Annotated in this window: 14 protein-coding genes and 5 tRNA genes; 13 read left to right on the top strand and 6 right to left on the bottom strand. The window is 73.5% G+C overall.

Annotation, left to right across the window (positions count from 1 at the left end; all coding sequences use genetic code 11):
* Positions 1-56 precede the first annotated feature (56 nt).
* From ACZ5NW_RS26170 to ACZ5NW_RS26145, 6 genes are all read left to right on the top strand, one after another.
* Positions 57-893: a MetQ/NlpA family ABC transporter substrate-binding protein gene (locus ACZ5NW_RS26170; protein WP_468746355.1), complete on the top strand. Its 837-nt coding sequence runs from the start codon at positions 57-59 to the stop codon at positions 891-893.
* A gap of 150 nt (positions 894-1,043) precedes the next feature.
* Complete coding sequence (locus ACZ5NW_RS26165) at positions 1,044-1,682, top strand: GNAT family N-acetyltransferase (protein WP_468746354.1); 639 nt, start codon at positions 1,044-1,046, stop codon at positions 1,680-1,682.
* A 116-nt stretch (positions 1,683-1,798) separates the two neighbouring features.
* Positions 1,799-3,019 (top strand): precorrin-6y C5,15-methyltransferase (decarboxylating) subunit CbiE, encoded by a 1,221-nt coding sequence (gene cbiE / locus ACZ5NW_RS26160; RefSeq protein WP_468746353.1) that lies wholly within the window; start codon positions 1,799-1,801, stop codon positions 3,017-3,019.
* A gap of 345 nt (positions 3,020-3,364) precedes the next feature.
* Entirely contained in the window at positions 3,365-7,804 is a 4,440-nt protein-coding gene (cobT, locus tag ACZ5NW_RS26155; RefSeq protein WP_468746352.1) for a nicotinate-nucleotide--dimethylbenzimidazole phosphoribosyltransferase, read from the top strand.
* Positions 7,805-7,941: 137 nt separating this feature from the next.
* The gene (cobA, locus tag ACZ5NW_RS26150) at positions 7,942-9,174 is read left to right on the top strand and encodes a uroporphyrinogen-III C-methyltransferase (protein ID WP_468746351.1); all 1,233 of its coding nucleotides are present in this window, start codon (positions 7,942-7,944) and stop codon (positions 9,172-9,174) included.
* Positions 9,175-9,238: 64 nt separating this feature from the next.
* On the top strand, positions 9,239-10,057 hold the full coding sequence (locus ACZ5NW_RS26145; RefSeq protein WP_468746350.1) for a TrmH family RNA methyltransferase: 819 nt from the start codon (positions 9,239-9,241) through the stop codon (positions 10,055-10,057).
* A gap of 110 nt (positions 10,058-10,167) precedes the next feature.
* Here the strand turns inward: ACZ5NW_RS26145 and ACZ5NW_RS26140 are convergent, their stop codons facing one another.
* Entirely contained in the window at positions 10,168-11,559 is a 1,392-nt protein-coding gene (locus ACZ5NW_RS26140; protein WP_468746349.1) for a serine/threonine-protein kinase, read from the bottom strand.
* Between the two features lie 196 nt (positions 11,560-11,755).
* Here ACZ5NW_RS26140 and ACZ5NW_RS26135 point away from each other — a divergent pair, with 196 nt between their 5' ends.
* The 4 genes from ACZ5NW_RS26135 to ACZ5NW_RS26120 all read left to right on the top strand — a co-directional run bounded on the left by ACZ5NW_RS26135 (position 11,756) and on the right by ACZ5NW_RS26120 (position 14,134).
* A complete protein-coding gene (locus tag ACZ5NW_RS26135; protein ID WP_468746348.1) occupies positions 11,756-12,031 on the top strand; it encodes a hypothetical protein in 276 nt (91 codons plus the stop codon).
* 197 nt (positions 12,032-12,228) lie between these two features.
* The gene (locus tag ACZ5NW_RS26130) at positions 12,229-12,435 is read left to right on the top strand and encodes a hypothetical protein (RefSeq protein WP_468746347.1); all 207 of its coding nucleotides are present in this window, start codon (positions 12,229-12,231) and stop codon (positions 12,433-12,435) included.
* A 372-nt stretch (positions 12,436-12,807) separates the two neighbouring features.
* Positions 12,808-13,752: a phosphotransferase family protein gene (locus ACZ5NW_RS26125; RefSeq protein ID WP_468746346.1), complete on the top strand. Its 945-nt coding sequence runs from the start codon at positions 12,808-12,810 to the stop codon at positions 13,750-13,752.
* A 79-nt stretch (positions 13,753-13,831) separates the two neighbouring features.
* Positions 13,832-14,134, top strand: coding sequence for a TFIIB-type zinc ribbon-containing protein (locus ACZ5NW_RS26120; protein ID WP_468746345.1), 303 nt, complete (start codon positions 13,832-13,834; stop codon positions 14,132-14,134).
* Between the two features lie 51 nt (positions 14,135-14,185).
* On the opposite strand, the gene ACZ5NW_RS26115 is transcribed toward ACZ5NW_RS26120, so the two are convergent.
* The 5 genes from ACZ5NW_RS26115 to ACZ5NW_RS26095 all read right to left on the bottom strand — a co-directional run bounded on the left by ACZ5NW_RS26115 (position 14,186) and on the right by ACZ5NW_RS26095 (position 14,640).
* Positions 14,186-14,257: transfer RNA gene (locus ACZ5NW_RS26115), tRNA-Val, on the bottom strand.
* Between the two features lie 27 nt (positions 14,258-14,284).
* Positions 14,285-14,356: transfer RNA gene (locus tag ACZ5NW_RS26110), tRNA-Val, on the bottom strand.
* A gap of 26 nt (positions 14,357-14,382) precedes the next feature.
* A tRNA-Val gene (locus ACZ5NW_RS26105) sits at positions 14,383-14,454 on the bottom strand.
* Position 14,455: 1 nt separating this feature from the next.
* A tRNA-Cys gene (locus ACZ5NW_RS26100) sits at positions 14,456-14,529 on the bottom strand.
* A 38-nt stretch (positions 14,530-14,567) separates the two neighbouring features.
* A tRNA-Gly gene (locus ACZ5NW_RS26095) sits at positions 14,568-14,640 on the bottom strand.
* Between the two features lie 177 nt (positions 14,641-14,817).
* On the opposite strand from ACZ5NW_RS26095, the gene ACZ5NW_RS26090 reads away from it, so the two are divergent.
* The 3 genes from ACZ5NW_RS26090 to ACZ5NW_RS26080 are packed head-to-tail and all read left to right on the top strand — an operon-like array spanning position 14,818 to position 17,549.
* Positions 14,818-15,858 carry a chorismate-binding protein gene (locus tag ACZ5NW_RS26090; protein WP_468746344.1) on the top strand — a complete coding sequence of 347 codons (1,041 nt, stop codon included), beginning with the start codon at positions 14,818-14,820 and terminating at the stop codon, positions 15,856-15,858.
* Positions 15,859-15,860: 2 nt separating this feature from the next.
* Positions 15,861-16,682: an aminotransferase class IV gene (locus ACZ5NW_RS26085; RefSeq protein ID WP_468746343.1), complete on the top strand. Its 822-nt coding sequence runs from the start codon at positions 15,861-15,863 to the stop codon at positions 16,680-16,682.
* A 42-nt stretch (positions 16,683-16,724) separates the two neighbouring features.
* Complete coding sequence (locus tag ACZ5NW_RS26080) at positions 16,725-17,549, top strand: GNAT family N-acetyltransferase (RefSeq protein ID WP_468746342.1); 825 nt, start codon at positions 16,725-16,727, stop codon at positions 17,547-17,549.
* Positions 17,550-17,553: the final 4 nt, after the last annotated feature.

The raw sequence follows: 17,553 nt of genomic DNA, 5'->3' as shown, positions 1-17,553 counted from the left end.
ATCTCCCCGCACCACCCATCGCGGGGTCGCAACACCCTTAAGGAAAGGCACTTTTCGTGCGTAACACCGCCAAGATCACCACCGCTGTCCTCGCCGCCGGAGCCCTTACCTTCGGGCTCACCGCCTGCGGCTCGGACAAGGAGAACGCGTCCTCCGCCACGGACTACAGCGGCCCGCTCGTCGTCGCCGCGAGCCCCGTCCCGCACGCCGAGATCCTCACCTACGTCAAGGACAACCTCGCGAAGAAGGCGGGCCTCGACCTGGAGGTCAAGGAGTTCCAGGACTACATCGTCCCGAACACCGCGACCGAGGACGGCTCGGTGGACGCCAACTACTTCCAGAACCAGCCGTACCTCGACGACTTCAACAAGAAGCGCGGCACCCACATCGTGCCCGTCGTCACGGTCCACCTGGAGCCCCTCGGCCTCTACTCCCACAAGGTGAAGAAGGCCGACGAACTCAAGAGCGGTGCCACGATCGCCCTTCCCAACGACGCCGTCAACGAGGCACGCGCCCTCAAGCTGCTCGCCGCCAACGGCCTCATCACCCTCAAGGACGGCGCCGGCAGCGAGGCGACCCCGCAGGACATCGCGGACAACCCCAAGAAGCTCACGTTCAAGGAGGTCGAGGCGGCCCAGACCGCGCGCTCCCTGGACGACGTCGACGCCGCCGTCATCAACGGAAACTACGCCATCGAGGCCGACCTCAAGCCCGCCACCGACGCCCTCGTCCTGGAGTCCGCCAAGGACAACCCCTACGGCAACTTCCTCGCCGTGAAGAAGGGCAACGAGAACGACCCGCGCGTGAAGAAGCTCGCCAAGCTCCTCACCTCGCCCGAGGTGAAGAAGTTCATCGAGGACAAGTACGCCGGCTCGGTCATCGCCTCCTTCTGAGGCCCGGCGGCGCGTACGCCGCGCACAGCGCCAGGACGGGGTCCACTCCTTGTGAAGGGAGTGGACCCCGTCGTGCGGTTCAGTGCTTTCATGCTGCATGCTGGGCAGTTCAGCCAGCCCTGACGGTTTTTCAAGATTACGGAGCGGCGCATGAGCGGCACCTTCCCCAACATCTCCATCAGCACGGAGCGGTTGGTCCTGCGCCCCTTCGAGGAGCCGGACATCGAGGCGTTCGCCGACATGATGAACGACGAGCTCGTCACCGCCTGGACCTCCGTCCCCCAGCCCTACACCGAGGCCGACGCCCGCGCCTGGATCACCGAACTCGCCCCCGCCGAACGCACCGAGGGCCGCGGCATCGTCCTCGCCGTCACCGAGTTCCTCACCCAGCGCCTCGTCGGCATCGTCCACCTCCAGAACACCGACTGGCGCGTCCGCTCCAGCGAGATCGCCTACGTCATCGCCCCCTGGGCCCGCGGCGAGGGCTACGCCTGCGAGGCCGCCCTGGCCACCGCCCAGTGGCTGTTCCACGACCAGAAGTTCGAGCGCCTGGAACTGCGCACCGCCGCCGACAACACCGCCTCCCAGCAGGTCGCCCAGAAGATCGGCTGTATCAGCGAGGGCGTCCTGCGCGGCGCCTGGATAGCGCGCGTCAAGGGCGAGCACGGCGAGTGGACCGACGTCCGTACCGATCTCATCGTCTGGAGCCTGCTCCCCGAGGACCTGGAGGGCGTCGACGAGCAGCTCGCGGAGAGCGGCGGCTACACCGCGTTCACCGACTGGAACTGACTCCCCGGTCAGCGCCGCCGCCGACACCCGGCCGCCGTGACGGGGTACCCTCACGGAGCCCGCCCCCGGGCCGCCGCCGACGACGACCTGCGCAGACACCCTGGAGACTGACGACGATGGCCGACCGCGTCACGGTGATCGGCTGGGACGGTTCGCCGCTGACCACCGCGGCTCGATCCGCCCTGAGCGCCGCCTCGCTGGTGGCCGGCGCCGCCCACCACCTGGCGCTGCCCGAGGTACCCGCCGGCGCCGAACGCATCCGCCTCGGCAGCGTCGCCCTCGCCGCCCGCCGCATCGCCGCCCACCGGGGCAGCGCCGTGGTCCTCGCCGACGGCGACCCCGGCTTCTTCGGCGTCGTACGGACCCTGCGCGCACCCGAGTTCGGCCTGGAGGTCGAGGTCGTGCCCGCGGTCTCCTCCGTCGCCGCCGCCTTCGCCCGCGCCGGGATGCCCTGGGACGACGCCCAGGTGGTCGTCGCCCACCGACGCACCCTGCGCCGCGCCGTCAACGTGTGCCGCGCCCACGCCAAGGTCGCCGTCCTCACCTCGCCCGGCGCCGGCCCCGCCGAACTCGGCCTGCTCCTGGAGGGCGTCCACCGCACCTTCGTCGTCTGCGAGGAGCTCGGCACCGAACGCGAACGCGTCAGCGTCCTGTCCTCCGACAACGCCGCCGACCAGACCTGGCGCGACCCCAACGTCGTCATCGTCATCGGCGGCCCGGTCACCGCGGGGGAGGGCGGCGACTGGATCGCCGGCCGCGATCCGGCCGCCGGGCCGCGCGGCTGGACCCTTCCCGACGAGGAGTACGCGGCCTACGGCGACGGCCTCGGCGAGGGCGAGACCGAACTGCTGCGGGCCGCCCAACTCACCCGCCTCGGGCCCCGCGTCGGCGACCTCGTCTGGGACATCGGCTGCGGCAGCGGCGCCTTCGCCACCGAGGCCGCGCGCGCCGGTGCCGCCGTCCTCGCCGTCGACCGCGACCCCGGGCAGTGCGCCCGCACCGAGACGGCGGCACGACGCCATGGCGTCCTGCTCCAGATCGTCCGCGGCACGGCCCCCCAGGTCCTCGAAAACCTGCCCGAACCGGATGTCGTCCGGGTCGGCGGCGGGGGAGCGCCCGTCGTCTCCGCGGTCGCCGACCGCCGCCCGCAGCGCATCGTCACCCACGCCCTGACGCGCGACACCGCCGAACGCGTGGGCCGGGACCTGACGGAGCACGGCTACCGCGTGGAGTGCGCTCTCCTGCAGTCCGTGGAGCTCGACACGCGCGCGTGGACGGAGACGGAACGGAGCGTCGCGTTCCTGCTCAGCGGGGTTCTGCCGGATCGCGCCCCGTGATCCTGTTGTCGTACCGCGCGCGGTAGGCTGGCCGATCGTCGTACCGCTTTCGGGCACCCGGCAACGCGTCGGTCAATGTCCGGAAAACACATCCCTTTTGAGGGCCGTGTGGTACGGCGGAACCGGAGGACGCGCAACGTGGCGCAGTCCACAGCGGAGCGTCGCGGATCAAGCTGTCGCGATGGCAGAACGGCCGCGACAATGCCACTGAATGGCTTTGTCGTCTTTTCCGGCGGGTCGTTCGTGCCGCTGGGCACGGACGCTCGTTCTTCACTACGGGGCGGTCGGTGCGCCGTTCCGGGTGAGCTGGTCGTAGAAGCACTAACCGATGGGCGAGGGGTACGCATGACCGACACCGGCCAGATCCCGGGCGAGGGGCTGCCGGAGAACGCAGGCATGGTGGAGCAGCCGGGCGTCCCCGCGTCCGCCGCGTACACCTACCTCTCCGAGACCACCGCCGAGGACGAAGACCTGCTGCTGCCGGGCTCCGGCGGTGCCTGGGGCAACGAGGTCGCGCCGCCCGCGCCCGAGCCGGTCGTCGAGGCGGTCCACGAGCCCGGCGCGCACGAGATGTCCGGCCGCGACAGCGGCGCGGTCGACCTCGGCGCCGTCCGCTTCCCCGGCCCCGCGACCCCGGTCGTGCAGACCGCCCCCACGGTGCCCATCCCGCCCACCACGCCCCGCCGCCCGCTGCACCTCGGTCCGCCGATCCCCGACGCCTCCGCGAGCCCGGTCCGCTCCCTCGCCGACCGCGGCCCCGCGGGCGCGCCCGTACGTCACGCCGGACCGCCGACGACCGGCCCCGAGTACCTCGACGTCCCGCCGCCGCAGGGCGCGGGCCCGTGGGGCTCTCAGGGCCCGGCTGCCGAAACGGTTGTCCCGGCCGCCGGCACAGCGGCCCCGCAGCAGGCCGAGCCGGTGGGCCCGGCCCAGGCCGTGGTCGCCCGCGTCGCGACGGAGGCGATCGCGGCGACGGCTCCGCAGGGCACGGAGGACGCGTTCGCGGGGGAGACCGGGGCGGGTCTGGCTCCGGTGACCGAGGCCGCGGGCGCGTCCGATGCCGCTTCCGCTTCCGTTTCCGTTTCCGCGACGGTGGCCCAGGAGGAGCCGGGCGTGTCGACGCCGGGTGTGCAGGCACCGGTGCAGGCCCCGCAGACACTGGAGGGCACCGCGTCCGACGGCGTCGAGGCTGAGGCGGCGGAGGTCGGTCAGGCGTCCGTGGGTGTCGCGGCCGACGCCGGCCAGGCGCTCGTGGGTGCTACGGCTCAGGCCGGCTCGGTGCCTGCGGGGGAGGGTGCGCAGCCGACGGACGGCGTCGCGCCGGAGGCGGTTGAGGCTGCCTCCGTGTCGGCGGTCGACGGTTCGCAGCCGAGCGAGGGTGTCGTGCCGGAGGCCGCCCAGGCGGCCGAGACGGCTGCGACCGACGCGGTCCAGCCCGCTCAGGTGCCGGTGACCGATGGTGCGCAGCTCACCGAGGGATCCGTGGCCGTGGTGGACGGCGCGTCGGCTGCCCACGGTGCGTCCGCCGACGGCGTGCAGGCCCCTGCCCCGGCGGCTCCGGCGGTCGATGCCACCCCGGCTCACGCCCCGGAGGCGCCCACAGCGGCTCCCGACCCGGCCCAGGCACCCGTTGCCGAGGCGGCCACGCCCGACGCCGGCGGTGCTGCCACGCCGCCCACCGGTGCGGCGGACGCGGCCGACGCCGTCGTAGAGCAGGCGCCCGCTCAGGCCGGCGCGACTCCGGAAGCTCCGGCCGCCGACGCCCCGCAGACTCCCGGGATCTCGCAGGCTCCCGAGGCCCCCGCCCCCGATGCACCCCAGGCTCCCGAGGCCACCGCCTCGGAGGTTCCGTCGGCCCCCGAGGCCACCGTTGCCGAGGCCGTGCCGACGTCCGAGGCCACTGCTCCCGAGGTCCCGCCGACGCCCGAAGTCACTGCCCCCGAAGCCCCGCAGGCACCCCAGGCGGTCGGGCCCGACGGCTTGCCGCAGGCCCCTGAAGCCGCCGCCCCCGAGGGCCTGGCGCAGGCGGCCGAAGGTGCCGTGGTCGCTCCGGCCGGGTCCGACGCGCCCCCGGTGACCAGCCAGCCGATTCCCGAGGCGGCCCAGCCGGGCGAAGGCACCGCGACGCCCGCTCAGGCCCCGGCCGCAGCGACGGCCGAGGTGCCCGTCCCGGGCGACGGCCCCGCGGCGGCGGTACCGGCTTCCGCCGAGGTGCCCGTACAAGGCGATGTCCCCGCGACGGCCGTACCGACTCCCGCCGAGGCACCCACCCCCGGCGACGTCCCTGCCGCCCCGGCTCTCACCCCCGCAGTCGCGGACGCACCGGCGCCGACCGACTCGTCCCAGCCCGCCGACGGCACCGCCCCCCTCGCCCCGGCCGCTGACGGCACTGCCCCCGTCGTCCCGGCCGCCGAAGCCGCCGTGCCCCCCGTTTCCCTGGCCGACGGCGTGGCAGCGCCCACCCCCGCCACGGAGGTGGCCCAGCCCGCCGCCGGGGCCGGTCAGGCGTCCGCCTCTGGCGACGCCATGCTCACCCCGCAGCAGGACCCCAGTGCCGCCCACCTCGCGGCCCCCGCGTCTCACATCCCGGACGCTCATGGCACCCCGGCGGCACAGCCCCCGGTCGGTGCGTCCGCCTCGGACCAGGAGGCCCCCACGTCGAACCAACCGGAGCCGACCCCCAGCCCCGCACCGGCCGTCGAGCCGCTGCCCGCGGGGCCCGTGCACCTTCCGCCCGGCGCCACTCCGCAGGCCCAACAGGACCAGGCCGTCGGCCAGTTCGTCCCCGTCGAGGGCACGGTGCCCACCACCCCGCACCTCGCCCCGACTCCGCCGCACCCCCTCGTCCTCCCCGCCGACCCGACGGCCGAGCCGGCCGCGCCCGTCGTCGTGGTCCCCGCACCCCGCGGGGCCGACCCGGCCTCCGCCCCGGTCACCCCGGAGCAGGAGCCCGACCCCGACATCGCACAGAGCCCGGAGGACCTGGAGACCAGGGCCGCGGACCAGGAGGAAGAGAGCAAGGCCGCCGTGGAAGAAGTCCGGGAGTCCACCGGCCCCGCCGCCCCCGCGTACGACGACGTCGAGCGCGAGGCCGTCCTGAAGGTCATGCGCGAGCGCCGCGACATCCGCAACGGCTTCCGCAGCGACCCGATCCCGCACGAGGTGCTGCTGCGCGTCCTGGAGGCCGCCCACACGGCCCCCTCCGTCGGCCACTCGCAGCCGTGGGACTTCGTGGTCATCCGGTCCGCCGACACCCGCCGCGCGATGCACGAACTGGCCATGCGCCAGCGCGACGCGTACGCCAAGTCCCTCCCCAAGGGCCGGGCCAAGCAGTTCAAGGAACTGAAGATCGAGGCCATCCTCGACACCCCGGTCAACATCGTCGTCACCGCCGACCCGACCCGCGGCGGCCGCCACACCCTCGGCCGTCACACCCAGCCCCAGATGGCGCCCTACTCGGCGGCCCTCGCGGTCGAGAACCTGTGGCTCGCCGCCCGCGCCGAGGGCCTCGGCGTCGGCTGGGTCAGCTTCTTCGACGAGCGCGAGATGGTCCGCTCCCTGGGCCTGCCCGAGCACCTGGAGGTCATCGCCTACCTGTGCGTCGGGTACGTCGACGAGTTCCCGGACGAGCCCGAGCTGATGCAGGCCGGCTGGTCCAAGCGGCGCCCCCTGTCGTGGGTCGTGCACGAGGAGACGTACGGCCGCCGCGCCCTGCCCGGCGAGGAGCCGCACGACCTGCTCGCCGAGACCGTCGCCCAGATCCGCCCGCTGGACGCCAAGGCGCTCGGCGAGGCGTGGGAGCGGCAGAAGCGGATGACCAAGCCGGCCGGCGCGCTCGGCATGCTGGAGATCATCTCCGCGCAGCTGTCCGGTCTCTCGCGCCAGTGCCCGCCGCCGATCCCCGAGCCCGCCGCCGTCGCGATCTTCGCCGGCGACCACGGTGTGCACGCCCAGGGCGTCACCCCCTGGCCGCAGGAGGTCACGGCCCAGATGGTGGCCAACTTCCTCGGCGGGGGAGCGGTCTGCAACGCCTTCGCCGGGCAGGTGGGCGCCGAGGTCTGCGTCATCGACGTCGGCGTCGCCGCCGACCTCCCGGCGACCCCCGGCCTGCTGCCCCGCAAGATCCGCGCCGGCACGTCCGACATGACGACCGGCCCCGCGATGACCCGCGAGGAGGCCAAGCAGGCCATCGAGGTGGGCATCGAGACGGCCCGCGACCTGGTCGCGGCCGGCAACAAGGCCCTGCTCACCGGCGAGATGGGCATCGCCAACACCACCGCGTCGGCCGCTCTCATCTCCGTGTTCACCGACACCGACCCCGCCGAGGTGACGGGCCGCGGCACGGGCATCAACGACGAGACCCTCGCCCGCAAGACCGAGGTCGTCCGCCGCGCCCTGGAACTCCACCAGCCGGACCCCGCCGACCCCATCGGCGTCCTCGCGGCGATCGGCGGCTTCGAGCACGCGGCGATGGTCGGCCTGCTGCTGGGCGGCGCGTCGCTGCGTACGCCGGTGATCCTGGACGGCGTCAGCGCCGGCGCCGCCGCCCTGGTGGCCCGCGCGATCGCCCCCGAGGTCCTGGCGGCCTGCATCGCGGGCCACCGCAGCGCGGAACCGGGCCACGTGGCCGCGCTGAACAAGCTGGGCCTGCGCCCCCTGGTCGACCTCGACCTCCGCCTCGGCGAGGGTACCGGCGCCCTGCTCGCCCTGCCCCTGGTCCAGAGCACGGCCCGGGCGATGCACGAGGTCGCGACGTTCGACTCGGCGGGCGTCACCGAGAAGTGAGTCCCCGTCCGGGCGGTCCGGTGTTCAGCTGCCGGACCGCCCTGCCGCATGACCTGCTCGCCCTCTAAAATCCGCACGTCAGGGCCGCTCCGCAGTCGTAGCGCCCACCGCACCGCCAGCGCGAGGAGCCGCACCTCATGGCCGAACACCCCGCCTACCCCGTAGGCCTCCGCCTCACCGGCCGCCGGGTCGTCGTCCTCGGCGGCGGCCAGGTGGCGCAGCGCCGCCTGCCGGCCCTGATCGCGGCGGGCGCGGACATCCTCCTGGTGTCCCCGGAGGCCACCCCCTCGGTGGAGGCCATGGCGGACGCGGGCGAGATCACCTGGGCGCGGCGGCCCTACACGGACGGCGACCTCGCGGACGCCTGGTACGCCCTCATCGCCACTGGCGACACGGAGGCGAACACCCGCGCCTCCGCCGAGGCGGAGCGCCACCGCGTCTGGTGCGTCCGCTCCGACGACGCAGACCAGGCCACGGCGTGGACCCCGGCGACCGGAACCTCCGAGGGGGTGACGGTGGCCGTGCTGACCTCCGACGCGCGGGGCCGCGACCCCCGCCGCACCGCCGCCATCCGCGACGCGGTCGTCGAGGGCCTGCGCGACGGCACGCTCGTCGCCCCGCACCATCGCACCCGCACCCCGGGCGTCGCCCTCGTCGGCGGCGGTCCCGGCGACCCGGACCTGATCACGGTGCGCGGCCGCCGTCTGCTCGCCGAGGCGGACGTCGTCATCGCGGACCGCCTGGGCCCCCGCGACCTGCTCGCCGAACTGCCGCCGCACGTCGAGGTGATCGACGCCGCGAAGATTCCGTACGGCCGTTTCATGGCCCAGGAGGCCATCAACAACGCGCTGATCGAGCACGCCAAGCAGGGCAAGTCCGTCGTCCGGCTGAAGGGCGGCGACCCCTATGTCTTCGGCCGCGGCATGGAGGAGCTGCACGCCCTCGCCGAGGCTGGCATCCCGTGCACGGTCGTGCCCGGCATCTCCAGTTCGATCTCGGTGCCGGGCGCGGCCGGCATCCCGGTCACCCACCGCGGGGTCGCCCATGAGTTCACCGTGGTCAGCGGTCATGTCGCCCCCGACGACGAGCGTTCGCTGGTCGACTGGCCGTCCCTGGCCAGGCTCACCGGGACGCTCGTGATCCTCATGGGCGTCGACAAGATCGGGAAGATCGCCGAGACGCTCGTCGCGCACGGCAAGTCCCCCGACACCCCGGTCGCGCTGGTCCAGGAGGGCACGACGGCCGCCCAGCGCCGCGTCGACGCGACCCTCGCGACGGTCGCCGAGACCGTCCGCGCCGAGGATGTGAGGCCCCCGGCGGTCATCGTCATCGGCGAGGTCGTCACGGTGGGACCGCGGACCTCCGCGTAACCGCCGGTAACAGAACCCGTGCCGAGCCGTTGGCACCGTAGTCAGGACAAGGCAGTATCACCCTGTGGCCGATCTCATCACCGTTGAGGACCCCGACGACCCGCGCCTGCGCGACTACACCGGCCTGACCGACGTCGAGCTGCGCCGCAAGCGCGAGCCGGCCGAGGGCCTGTTCATCGCCGAGGGCGAGAAGGTCATCAGACGCGCCAAGGACGCCGGGTACGAGATGCGCTCGATGCTGCTCTCCGCCAAGTGGGTCGACGTCATGCGCGACGTCATCGACGAACTCCCGGCGCCCGTCTACGCGGTCAGCCCCGACCTCGCCGAGCGGGTCACCGGCTACCACGTCCACCGCGGCGCGCTCGCCTCCATGCAGCGCAAGCCGTTGCCGACCGCCGAGGAACTCCTCCGGACGGCCCGCCGGGTCGTCGTCATGGAGTCGGTCAACGACCACACCAACATCGGCGCGATCTTCCGCTCGGCGGCGGCCCTGGGCATGGACGCGGTCCTGCTCTCCCCGGACTGCGCGGACCCCCTGTACCGCCGCAGCGTCAAGGTCTCGATGGGCGCGGTCTTCTCCGTGCCCTACGCCCGCCTCGACACCTGGCCCAAGGGCCTGGAGTCGGTCCGCGAGGCCGGTTTCACCCTCCTCGCCCTCACCCCGGACGAGAAGGCCAGATCCCTCGACGAGGCCGCCCCCCACACCATGGACCGGGTCGCCCTCATGCTCGGCGCCGAGGGCGACGGCCTCTCCACCCAGGCCCTGGTCGCCGCGGACGAGTGGGTCCGCATCCCCATGTCCCACGGCGTCGACTCACTGAACGTGGGCGCGGCGGCCGCGGTCGCCTTCTACGCGGTGGCGACGGGCCGCCCACAGTCGTGACCCCGGCGCCACGCGCGCGTGTACTCACGTGAGGACTCGGATACGCGCGCGTGCCTGAGCCGGCGCGCAGGTCGCCGACGGCGTCGCGGCTCGCCTGCCCGCCTCCTCGGCTACGGCGCGTGCGCCGGCTGGGCGTGGGCCAGTTGCGGTCGTACGACGTCGTGGTCGCCGCCGAGTCCCCGGGCGGGTCCCTCACAGCCCTGGACGACCGCGATACCGAGCGCGACGAGCAGTGTCACGACGACGAAGACGAACAGCCGCTGCCGCAGCAGCCGCGGATTGGCGGGGCGCCGCCCGGTCCCCGTCGGCCGGGCAGCCGGACGGCCGGTGCCACTGCGGGGCGCGGGCCGACTGCCGGTGCCGGGACGGGTGCCCCGCCCGGCCGGGGTGGAGCGGCCGCCCTGAGTCGGCCGGGACCCGTTGGAGCGCGACGACGGAACACCGCCGCGCGAGGGAACCCCGCCGCGCGAGGGAACGCCGCCGCCGGTTCCGCTTCCGTTCCTCGGGGAGGCGGGACCGCGCGAGGACGAGACCTGGCCGCGGGGCGGCGGGGTGACCTGACCCCCGCCCGGCTGGCGCACCGTCCGCTCCGGATAGCTGGTGTCGGACAGCCGTCCGGTGGGCCGGTCGGCCTCACTGGCCCGCGGCACCGGCGGCCGGGCGTCGGGCATGCCCTGGGCCTCGCGCGCGGCGATCTCCTTCAACCGCAGCGAGAGATCCAGCGTGCTCGGCCGCTCCTCGGGGTCCTTCGCGAGACAGGCCCGCACGAGGGGCGCGAGAGCGTCCGGCACACCGTGCAGCTGAGGCTCCTCGTGCACCACCCGGTACAGCATCACCTCGGAACTGCCGTGCCCGAAGGGCGAGTCGGCCATCGAGGCGTACGCCAGCGTGGCGCCGAGCGAGAACACGTCCGTGGCCGGCGTGACCACGGCCCCCCGCACCTGCTCGGGCGCGAGGAAACCGGGCGAGCCCACGGCCGTACCGACGTGGGTGAGCGTCGAGGCCCCGGTCGCCCAGGCGATGCCGAAGTCGATGATCCGCGGCCCCTTCGGGGACAGCAGGATGTTGGACGGCTTGAGGTCACGGTGCACCACACCGGCCTCGTGCACGGCGACGAGCCCCTCCGACAGCGCGGCCCCGATCGCGGCGACCTCGGCGGCGAACAGGGGGCCCTCGTCGGCGACCTTGTCGTGCAGCGAGGGACCGGGCACGTACTGCGTGGCGAACCACGGCCGGTCGGCCTCCAGATCCGCCGCCACGAGCCGGGCCGTGCACCCGCCCCGGATACGCCGGGCCGCCGAGACCTCCCGGGCGAACCGCGAGCGGAACTCCTGGTCCTCGGCCAGGTCGGGCCGGATCACCTTCAGGGCGACGCGCTGCCCCTTCTTGTCGGAGCCCAGATAGACAACGCCCATCCCGCCCGCGCCGAGCCGTCGGTGAAGCCTGAACGAGCCGACGACGCGCGGGTCCTCGCGCCTCAGGCGCATCATCGCCATGTTCATCCCCGCTGCCCGGTCCGTGTGACGTGGCACAGCTTACGTTTCCGCGGCCCGTCCCGCGCAGAGGCCGCGCCCTCTCGTCCCGATGGATTGTCAGTGCCGGGTGGGAGACTTGAAGGGTGGTCAGGGAGCCCGTACCGAGGCGGCCCTTGGCCGCGCTGTGACCTCAACCACCTGTCACAGAAGGGGGATTGAACCTGTGAAGGGTGACCGTGTGGAGATCGTCGTGGACGCCGGGGACACGACGAGGACGTACGAGGTGGTGGCCAGCAGAGCGGGCCGCCGGGTGGAGACGGCGGTGCGCAGAGGGGTGGTGGAAGTGAGCGAAGTCACCCGAAGCGGAACGGTCGTCCGTACGGCCCGCTTCATGGCGAACAGGGTGCTCGCCCTGGTCGAGCAGCCGGTGCCGCGCGAGGACGGCTCGGAAATAACGGGGAGGACCGGACACCCCCTCCGGGAAGACCCCGAGACCTAGGACCTCGTCTCCACCCTGGGGAGTAGTCCGCAGGTCATGGCTCATCCTCCGGGAGGCCCGCGATTCGGTACGAGGGCATGACGTCCGCTGCCCCCGCCGCGCCTAGATTTGAGATCAAGCGGCGGGTGCAGCACTCGTCCCCCGAGGTCAGACACCCGCCGCTGCCAACGACAACTGAGACGGTCAGGAGAGGGACCATGGCCCAGACGGCACCGCGGACGCTGTTCCGCGGAGAGGGACGCAAGGCGCACACCGCGTATCGCCCCAGCCGCCAGGGCCGGCGCCACCCACTGGTGGCGACGCTGATGGCCCTCCCCCTGGCGGCCCTGCTCCTCCTCGTCTTCGACGGCTGGGAGACGGTGGCCACACAGGCGTCGTCCGTGGGCGTGATGCTGGGGCGCTGAGCGGCGACCCCAGGCCCGGAAGAGCGGTCCGGGCGGGGACATCCACCCATAAAACCCCGTGGGGACGGGGGTGCGGCGGACGGCAAAAATGCCGGCGCAGCTGGGGAGCTGCGCCGGCATTGCTTTTTCCTCCGGGGGTGCGGTGGATCCCTCCGGGGGTTCGGCGGTTCCCTGCGCGGGCGCGGGAGTTTCGTCCGGGCCGGTGGGGGGCGATCGCGCAGTTGCCCGCGCCCCTTTCACGTCGGCGCAGTCACGCAGCCCAGGCGTTCACCCACGTACCCAGGCGGCGACACCTTGCCGGCGCCGAGCGAAACCCATCAGCGACCCCGACGTACCCTCGTTCCCGACCCCACCCACCCCCAGGGAGCCCCCATGCCGCCCACCCCCTTGCTCCCGGCCCTCACCGCCAGCGCCCGCACCGTCGCCCACCCCCTCCACGACGCCTGCGCCTGCGGCACCCTCACCCTCGCCGACCGCCCCGACGCCCTCGTCGTCCGCCACGCCGACACCGTCGCCAAGGCCCACGCTCCCGGCACCGACGCGCACACCCTCGCCGCCCGCCTCGCCACGGCCGCCCATCTCCCCGGCATCCTCCTGCCGCCGCTCACCCCCACCCCGGCCCACCTCCACGGCCGCCCGGTGACCTTCTGGCCGTACGGCACCCCCGTCGATCCGGACGACCCCGAGACGGCCCCCTGGGAGGCCGCCGGCACCCTCCTCGCCCGGCTGCACCTCACCCCCGTCCCTGTGCCCGCCCTTCCCGCGATGCGCGGCCCCGCCAAGGCCGCCCAGGCGGTGGCGCGGCTCCGCGCCACCGCCCCCGACCACCCGGCCACCGCCGCGATACTCGCCGCCTGGGCCACCCTCCCCGCGTGGGCCCGCGCCGAGGCCCCCATACCCGGCACCGCCACCCTCTGCCACGGCGACCTCCACCTCGGCCAGCTCGTCCGGCACCCCGCCCCGGACGGCCCCTGGCATCTGATCGACGTCGACGACCTCGGCACCGGCGATCCGGCCTGGGACCTCGCCCGGCCCGCCGCCTGGTTCGCCTCCGGTCTCCTTCCGGCCGACGCGTGGACCCGCTTCCTCACCGCGTACCGCACCGCCGGCGGCCCGGCCGTACCACCGCCGGACGACGACCCCTGGCCTGCCCTCGACGTCCCGGCCCGCGCCCTCACCGTCCAGACCGCCGCCCGCAGCCTCACCAAGGCGGTCACCGTTCACCGCCCCCTGGACGAGGTCGAGCAGGCCATGATCGACGCCTGTGCCCGAATCGGTTCGGTTCCCCCGCAGTTGGGTGCGCGTTCCACGACGTAGGGTGCAACCAGCCACAGCCGGACAGAGTCTGTCCTGGCGATACACGAAGCAGGACCGACCGGCGAGGAGTTGAGCCGACATGCAGTGTCCGAAGTGCCACGCACCGATGCACACCTACAACCGCAGTGGCGTTCAGATCGAGCAGTGCAGCAATTGCCGGGGGATCTTCCTCGACTACGGCGAGCTGGAGGCGCTGACCCAGCTGGAGTCCCAGTGGGGCGGGCACGCCCAGCAGGCGTACCCGGCGGCCCCTCCCGTCCCGCCGCCCGCCGGCCCGGCCTGGGGCGTCCAGCACGGCGGCCACCACGGGGGCGGCCACTACGGCGGTCACGGCGGCCACCACCACAAGCGCGGCTTCGGCCACATGCTCTTTTCCAGCTGAGCGCACCCACGAAGAAGCCCCCGGTCGCGGGACCGGGGGCTTCGTGGCGTGTGGACGATACTGGGATTGAACCAGTGACCTCTTCCGTGTCAGGGAAGCGCTCTCCCGCTGAGCTAATCGTCCTCGCTGTGACCCATGAGTCACAGAGCGTGCGCGATACTGGGATTGAACCAGTGACCTCTTCCGTGTCAGGGAAGCGCTCTCCCGCTGAGCTAATCGCGCGGGTTCGGATCTTCGAGAAGATCCAGTGGACGATACTGGGATTGAACCAGTGACCTCTTCCGTGTCAGGGAAGCGCTCTCCCGCTGAGCTAATCGTCCTTGGAGGTGGAGACGGGATTTGAACCCGTGTAGACGGCTTTGCAGGCCGTTGCCTCGCCTCTCGGCCACTCCACCAGGAGTGTAGGGGATCGGGATGACCCCTTCTTCCTGCGAGCGGACGACGAGGCTCGAACTCGCGACCTCAACCTTGGCAAGGTTGCGCTCTACCAACTGAGCTACGTCCGCTTGTCGTTTCGGTCCGCTTCCGCGTCCCGGCGACGTGTTGAACTCTAGCGGATTCCTGGGCCAGCACAAAAACGCGTTTGCGCAGCGTGCTGCGCCGCGCCCCCTCGCGTACCTGCTCAGGGCCCCCGTGGGACACGCCCGGGCCACCCCCGCGACACCCGACCTAGACTCGACACCGTGCTCCACCTCCCTCCTCTCGCCCGCTTCGGCGACCGCGTCGCCACCGGCCTCCTCGACGTCACCAGCGATCCGGCGGCCCTCGACTCCACCGGCTTCTGGGCCGTCGCCGCGGACTACGAGGGACGGCTGACCTGCGCCCGCTTCGCGGACGTGCGTCGCGAGCCGGTGCCGGCCCCCGTGCCGGGGGCGTGGCGGGGGCCCGCGGCGGGTGCCTGGACGACGTCGCTCGACCGTGCCGGGTACACCGAGGGCGTGCGCCGCATCCGCGAACACATCGCGACCGGCGCGGTCTATCAGGCCAACCTCTGCCGGGTGCTCTCCGCGCCCGTCGACCCCGGCGCCGACGTGGACGCGCTCACCGCGCTGCTGGCCCGCGGCAACCCGGCGCCGTATGCAGGAACGATCCGGCTGCCGTCGTACGGCGTCGAGATCGCCACCGCCTCGCCCGAGCTCTTCCTGCGCCGCGACGGACGCGTCGTCGAGTCCGGCCCCATCAAGGGCACCGGCCGCACCGAGGCCGACCTGCTGGAGAAGGACTACGCCGAGAACGTGATGATCGTGGACCTCGTCCGCAACGACATCGGGCGGGTCTGCGCCACCGGCAGCGTGACCGTCCCCGATCTGTGCGCCGTCGAGAAGCACCCCGGGCTCGTCCACCTCGTGTCCACGGTCCGCGGCGAACTGCGCGACGACGCCGGATGGCCGGAGCTGCTGGACGCCGCCTTCCCGCCCGGCTCGGTCACCGGCGCGCCCAAGTCCAGCGCCCTGCGGATCATCGACGCCCTGGAGACGGCGCCCCGCGGCCCGTACTGCGGCGGCATCGGCTGGGTCGACGCCGATCGCGGCACCGGCGAGCTGGCCGTCGGCATCCGCACCTTCTGGATCGACCGCGCCGAGGGCGTGCTGCGCTTCGGTACCGGTGCCGGCATCACCTGGGGGTCGGACCCCGAGGGGGAGTGGCTGGAGACCGAGCTGAAGGCGTCACGACTGCTCGCGGTAGCGTCGGGGACGTACGACGTGACCGGAGAGGGACTGTAGACGTGAAGATCTGGCTCGACGGCGGGTTGCAGGACATCGAGTCCGCCCGTGTCTCCGTCCTCGACCACGGGCTGACCGTGGGCGACGGCATCTTCGAGACGGTCAAGGCGGTGGCCGGCCGGCCGTTCGCGCTCACCCGCCATCTCGACCGGCTCACCCGCTCCGCGCGCGGCCTCGGCCTGCCCGAGCCGGACCACGACGAGGTCCGCCGCGCCTGCGCCGCGGTCCTGGAGGCCAACCCGATGCCGCTCGGCCGGCTGCGCATCACCTACACCGGCGGCCACGGCCCCCTCGGCTCCGACCGCGGCGAGCACGGCCCGACCCTCGTCGTCGCCCTCGGCGAGACCGCCCGCCGCCCCGACTCCACGGCCGTGATCACGGTCCCCTGGACCCGCAACGAGCGCGGCGCGCTCACCGGCCTGAAGACCACCTCGTACGCCGAGAACGTCGTCGCCCTCGCCCGGGCGCACGAACACGGCGCCTCCGAGGCGCTGTTCGCCAACACGGTCGGACAGCTCTGCGAGGGCACCGGCTCGAACGTCTTCGTCGTCCTCGACGGCGAGATCCACACCCCGCCGCTCGCCTCCGGCTGCCTCGCCGGCATCACCCGCGAGCTGACGGTCGAGTGGACCGGCGCCAAGGAGACCGACCTCCCCCTGGACGTCCTCCAGCGGGCCGAGGAGATCTTCCTGACCTCGACCCTGCGCGACGTCCAGGCCGTGCACCGCGTCGACGGACGCGACCTGCCGACCACGCCGGGCCCGGTGACGGCGAAGGCGATGCGGATCTTCGAGGAGCGCTCGGCGGACGACCTGGATCCGTGACGGCCGGGCGAGGGCGCCCCGCTACGGGGTAGAACTCCCCTGATGACCACGACCCTGCGGCCGACCGAGCCGCTTCAGCGTGCCGCCGACGGGACGGTGTCGCGCCACTACCGCGTGTGCGTGAACAGCCGCCCCGTCGGATCGGTGCACCTGTCGACCCGTTCCGACGCCGGTCCGGGCGTCGCCCGCATCGACGACCTGCGCATCGAGGAACCGGACCGCCGACGTGGCAGGGGCACGGTCGCCGCGCTCGCCGCCGAGGAAGTGGCGCGCGGCTGGGGCTGCCGCACGATCGAGATCCGCGTCCCCGCCGACGCACGGGCCGCACTGCGCCTGGCCACGGTCATGGGCTACGTCCATCGCAACCGCGGCATGGACAAGGCACTCGGCACCGTCCCGCCCGCCCTGCCCGAGGGCAGCCGCGCCCGGCCCCTCACGGAGGAGGAGTACGGCCCCTGGCGCGCGCACGGGATACGGGAGTACGCGGCGAGCTGGACCAGCCGGGGCGTACCCGAGGCGGAGGCGCTCGACAAGGCCCACAAGGACACCGAACGGCTGCTGCCGCACGGCCCCGCCACACCGAACATGCTGCTCAGCGTCCTCGAACACGAGGGCACCCGGGTCGGCACCCTCTGGCTGGGCGTCGACGGCGAACGAGCCTACGTCTACGACGTCGAGGCCGACCCCGCCTTCCGGGGCCGCGGCCACGGAAGGTCCCTGATGCTGCTGGCCGAGGCCCAGGCCATCGCCGCCGGCGCCCGCGCCCTCGGCCTCAACGTCTTCGCCGGCAACACCCCGGCGGAGCGGCTCTACGAGTCCCTGGGGTATGAGCCGGTGGCGTACTCGATGTACAAGAACCTGCTCTGACCGG

This window comes from Streptomyces sp. NPDC032126 (assembly GCF_055580085.1).
This window is presented reverse-complemented; position numbering and strand designations above follow the sequence as displayed.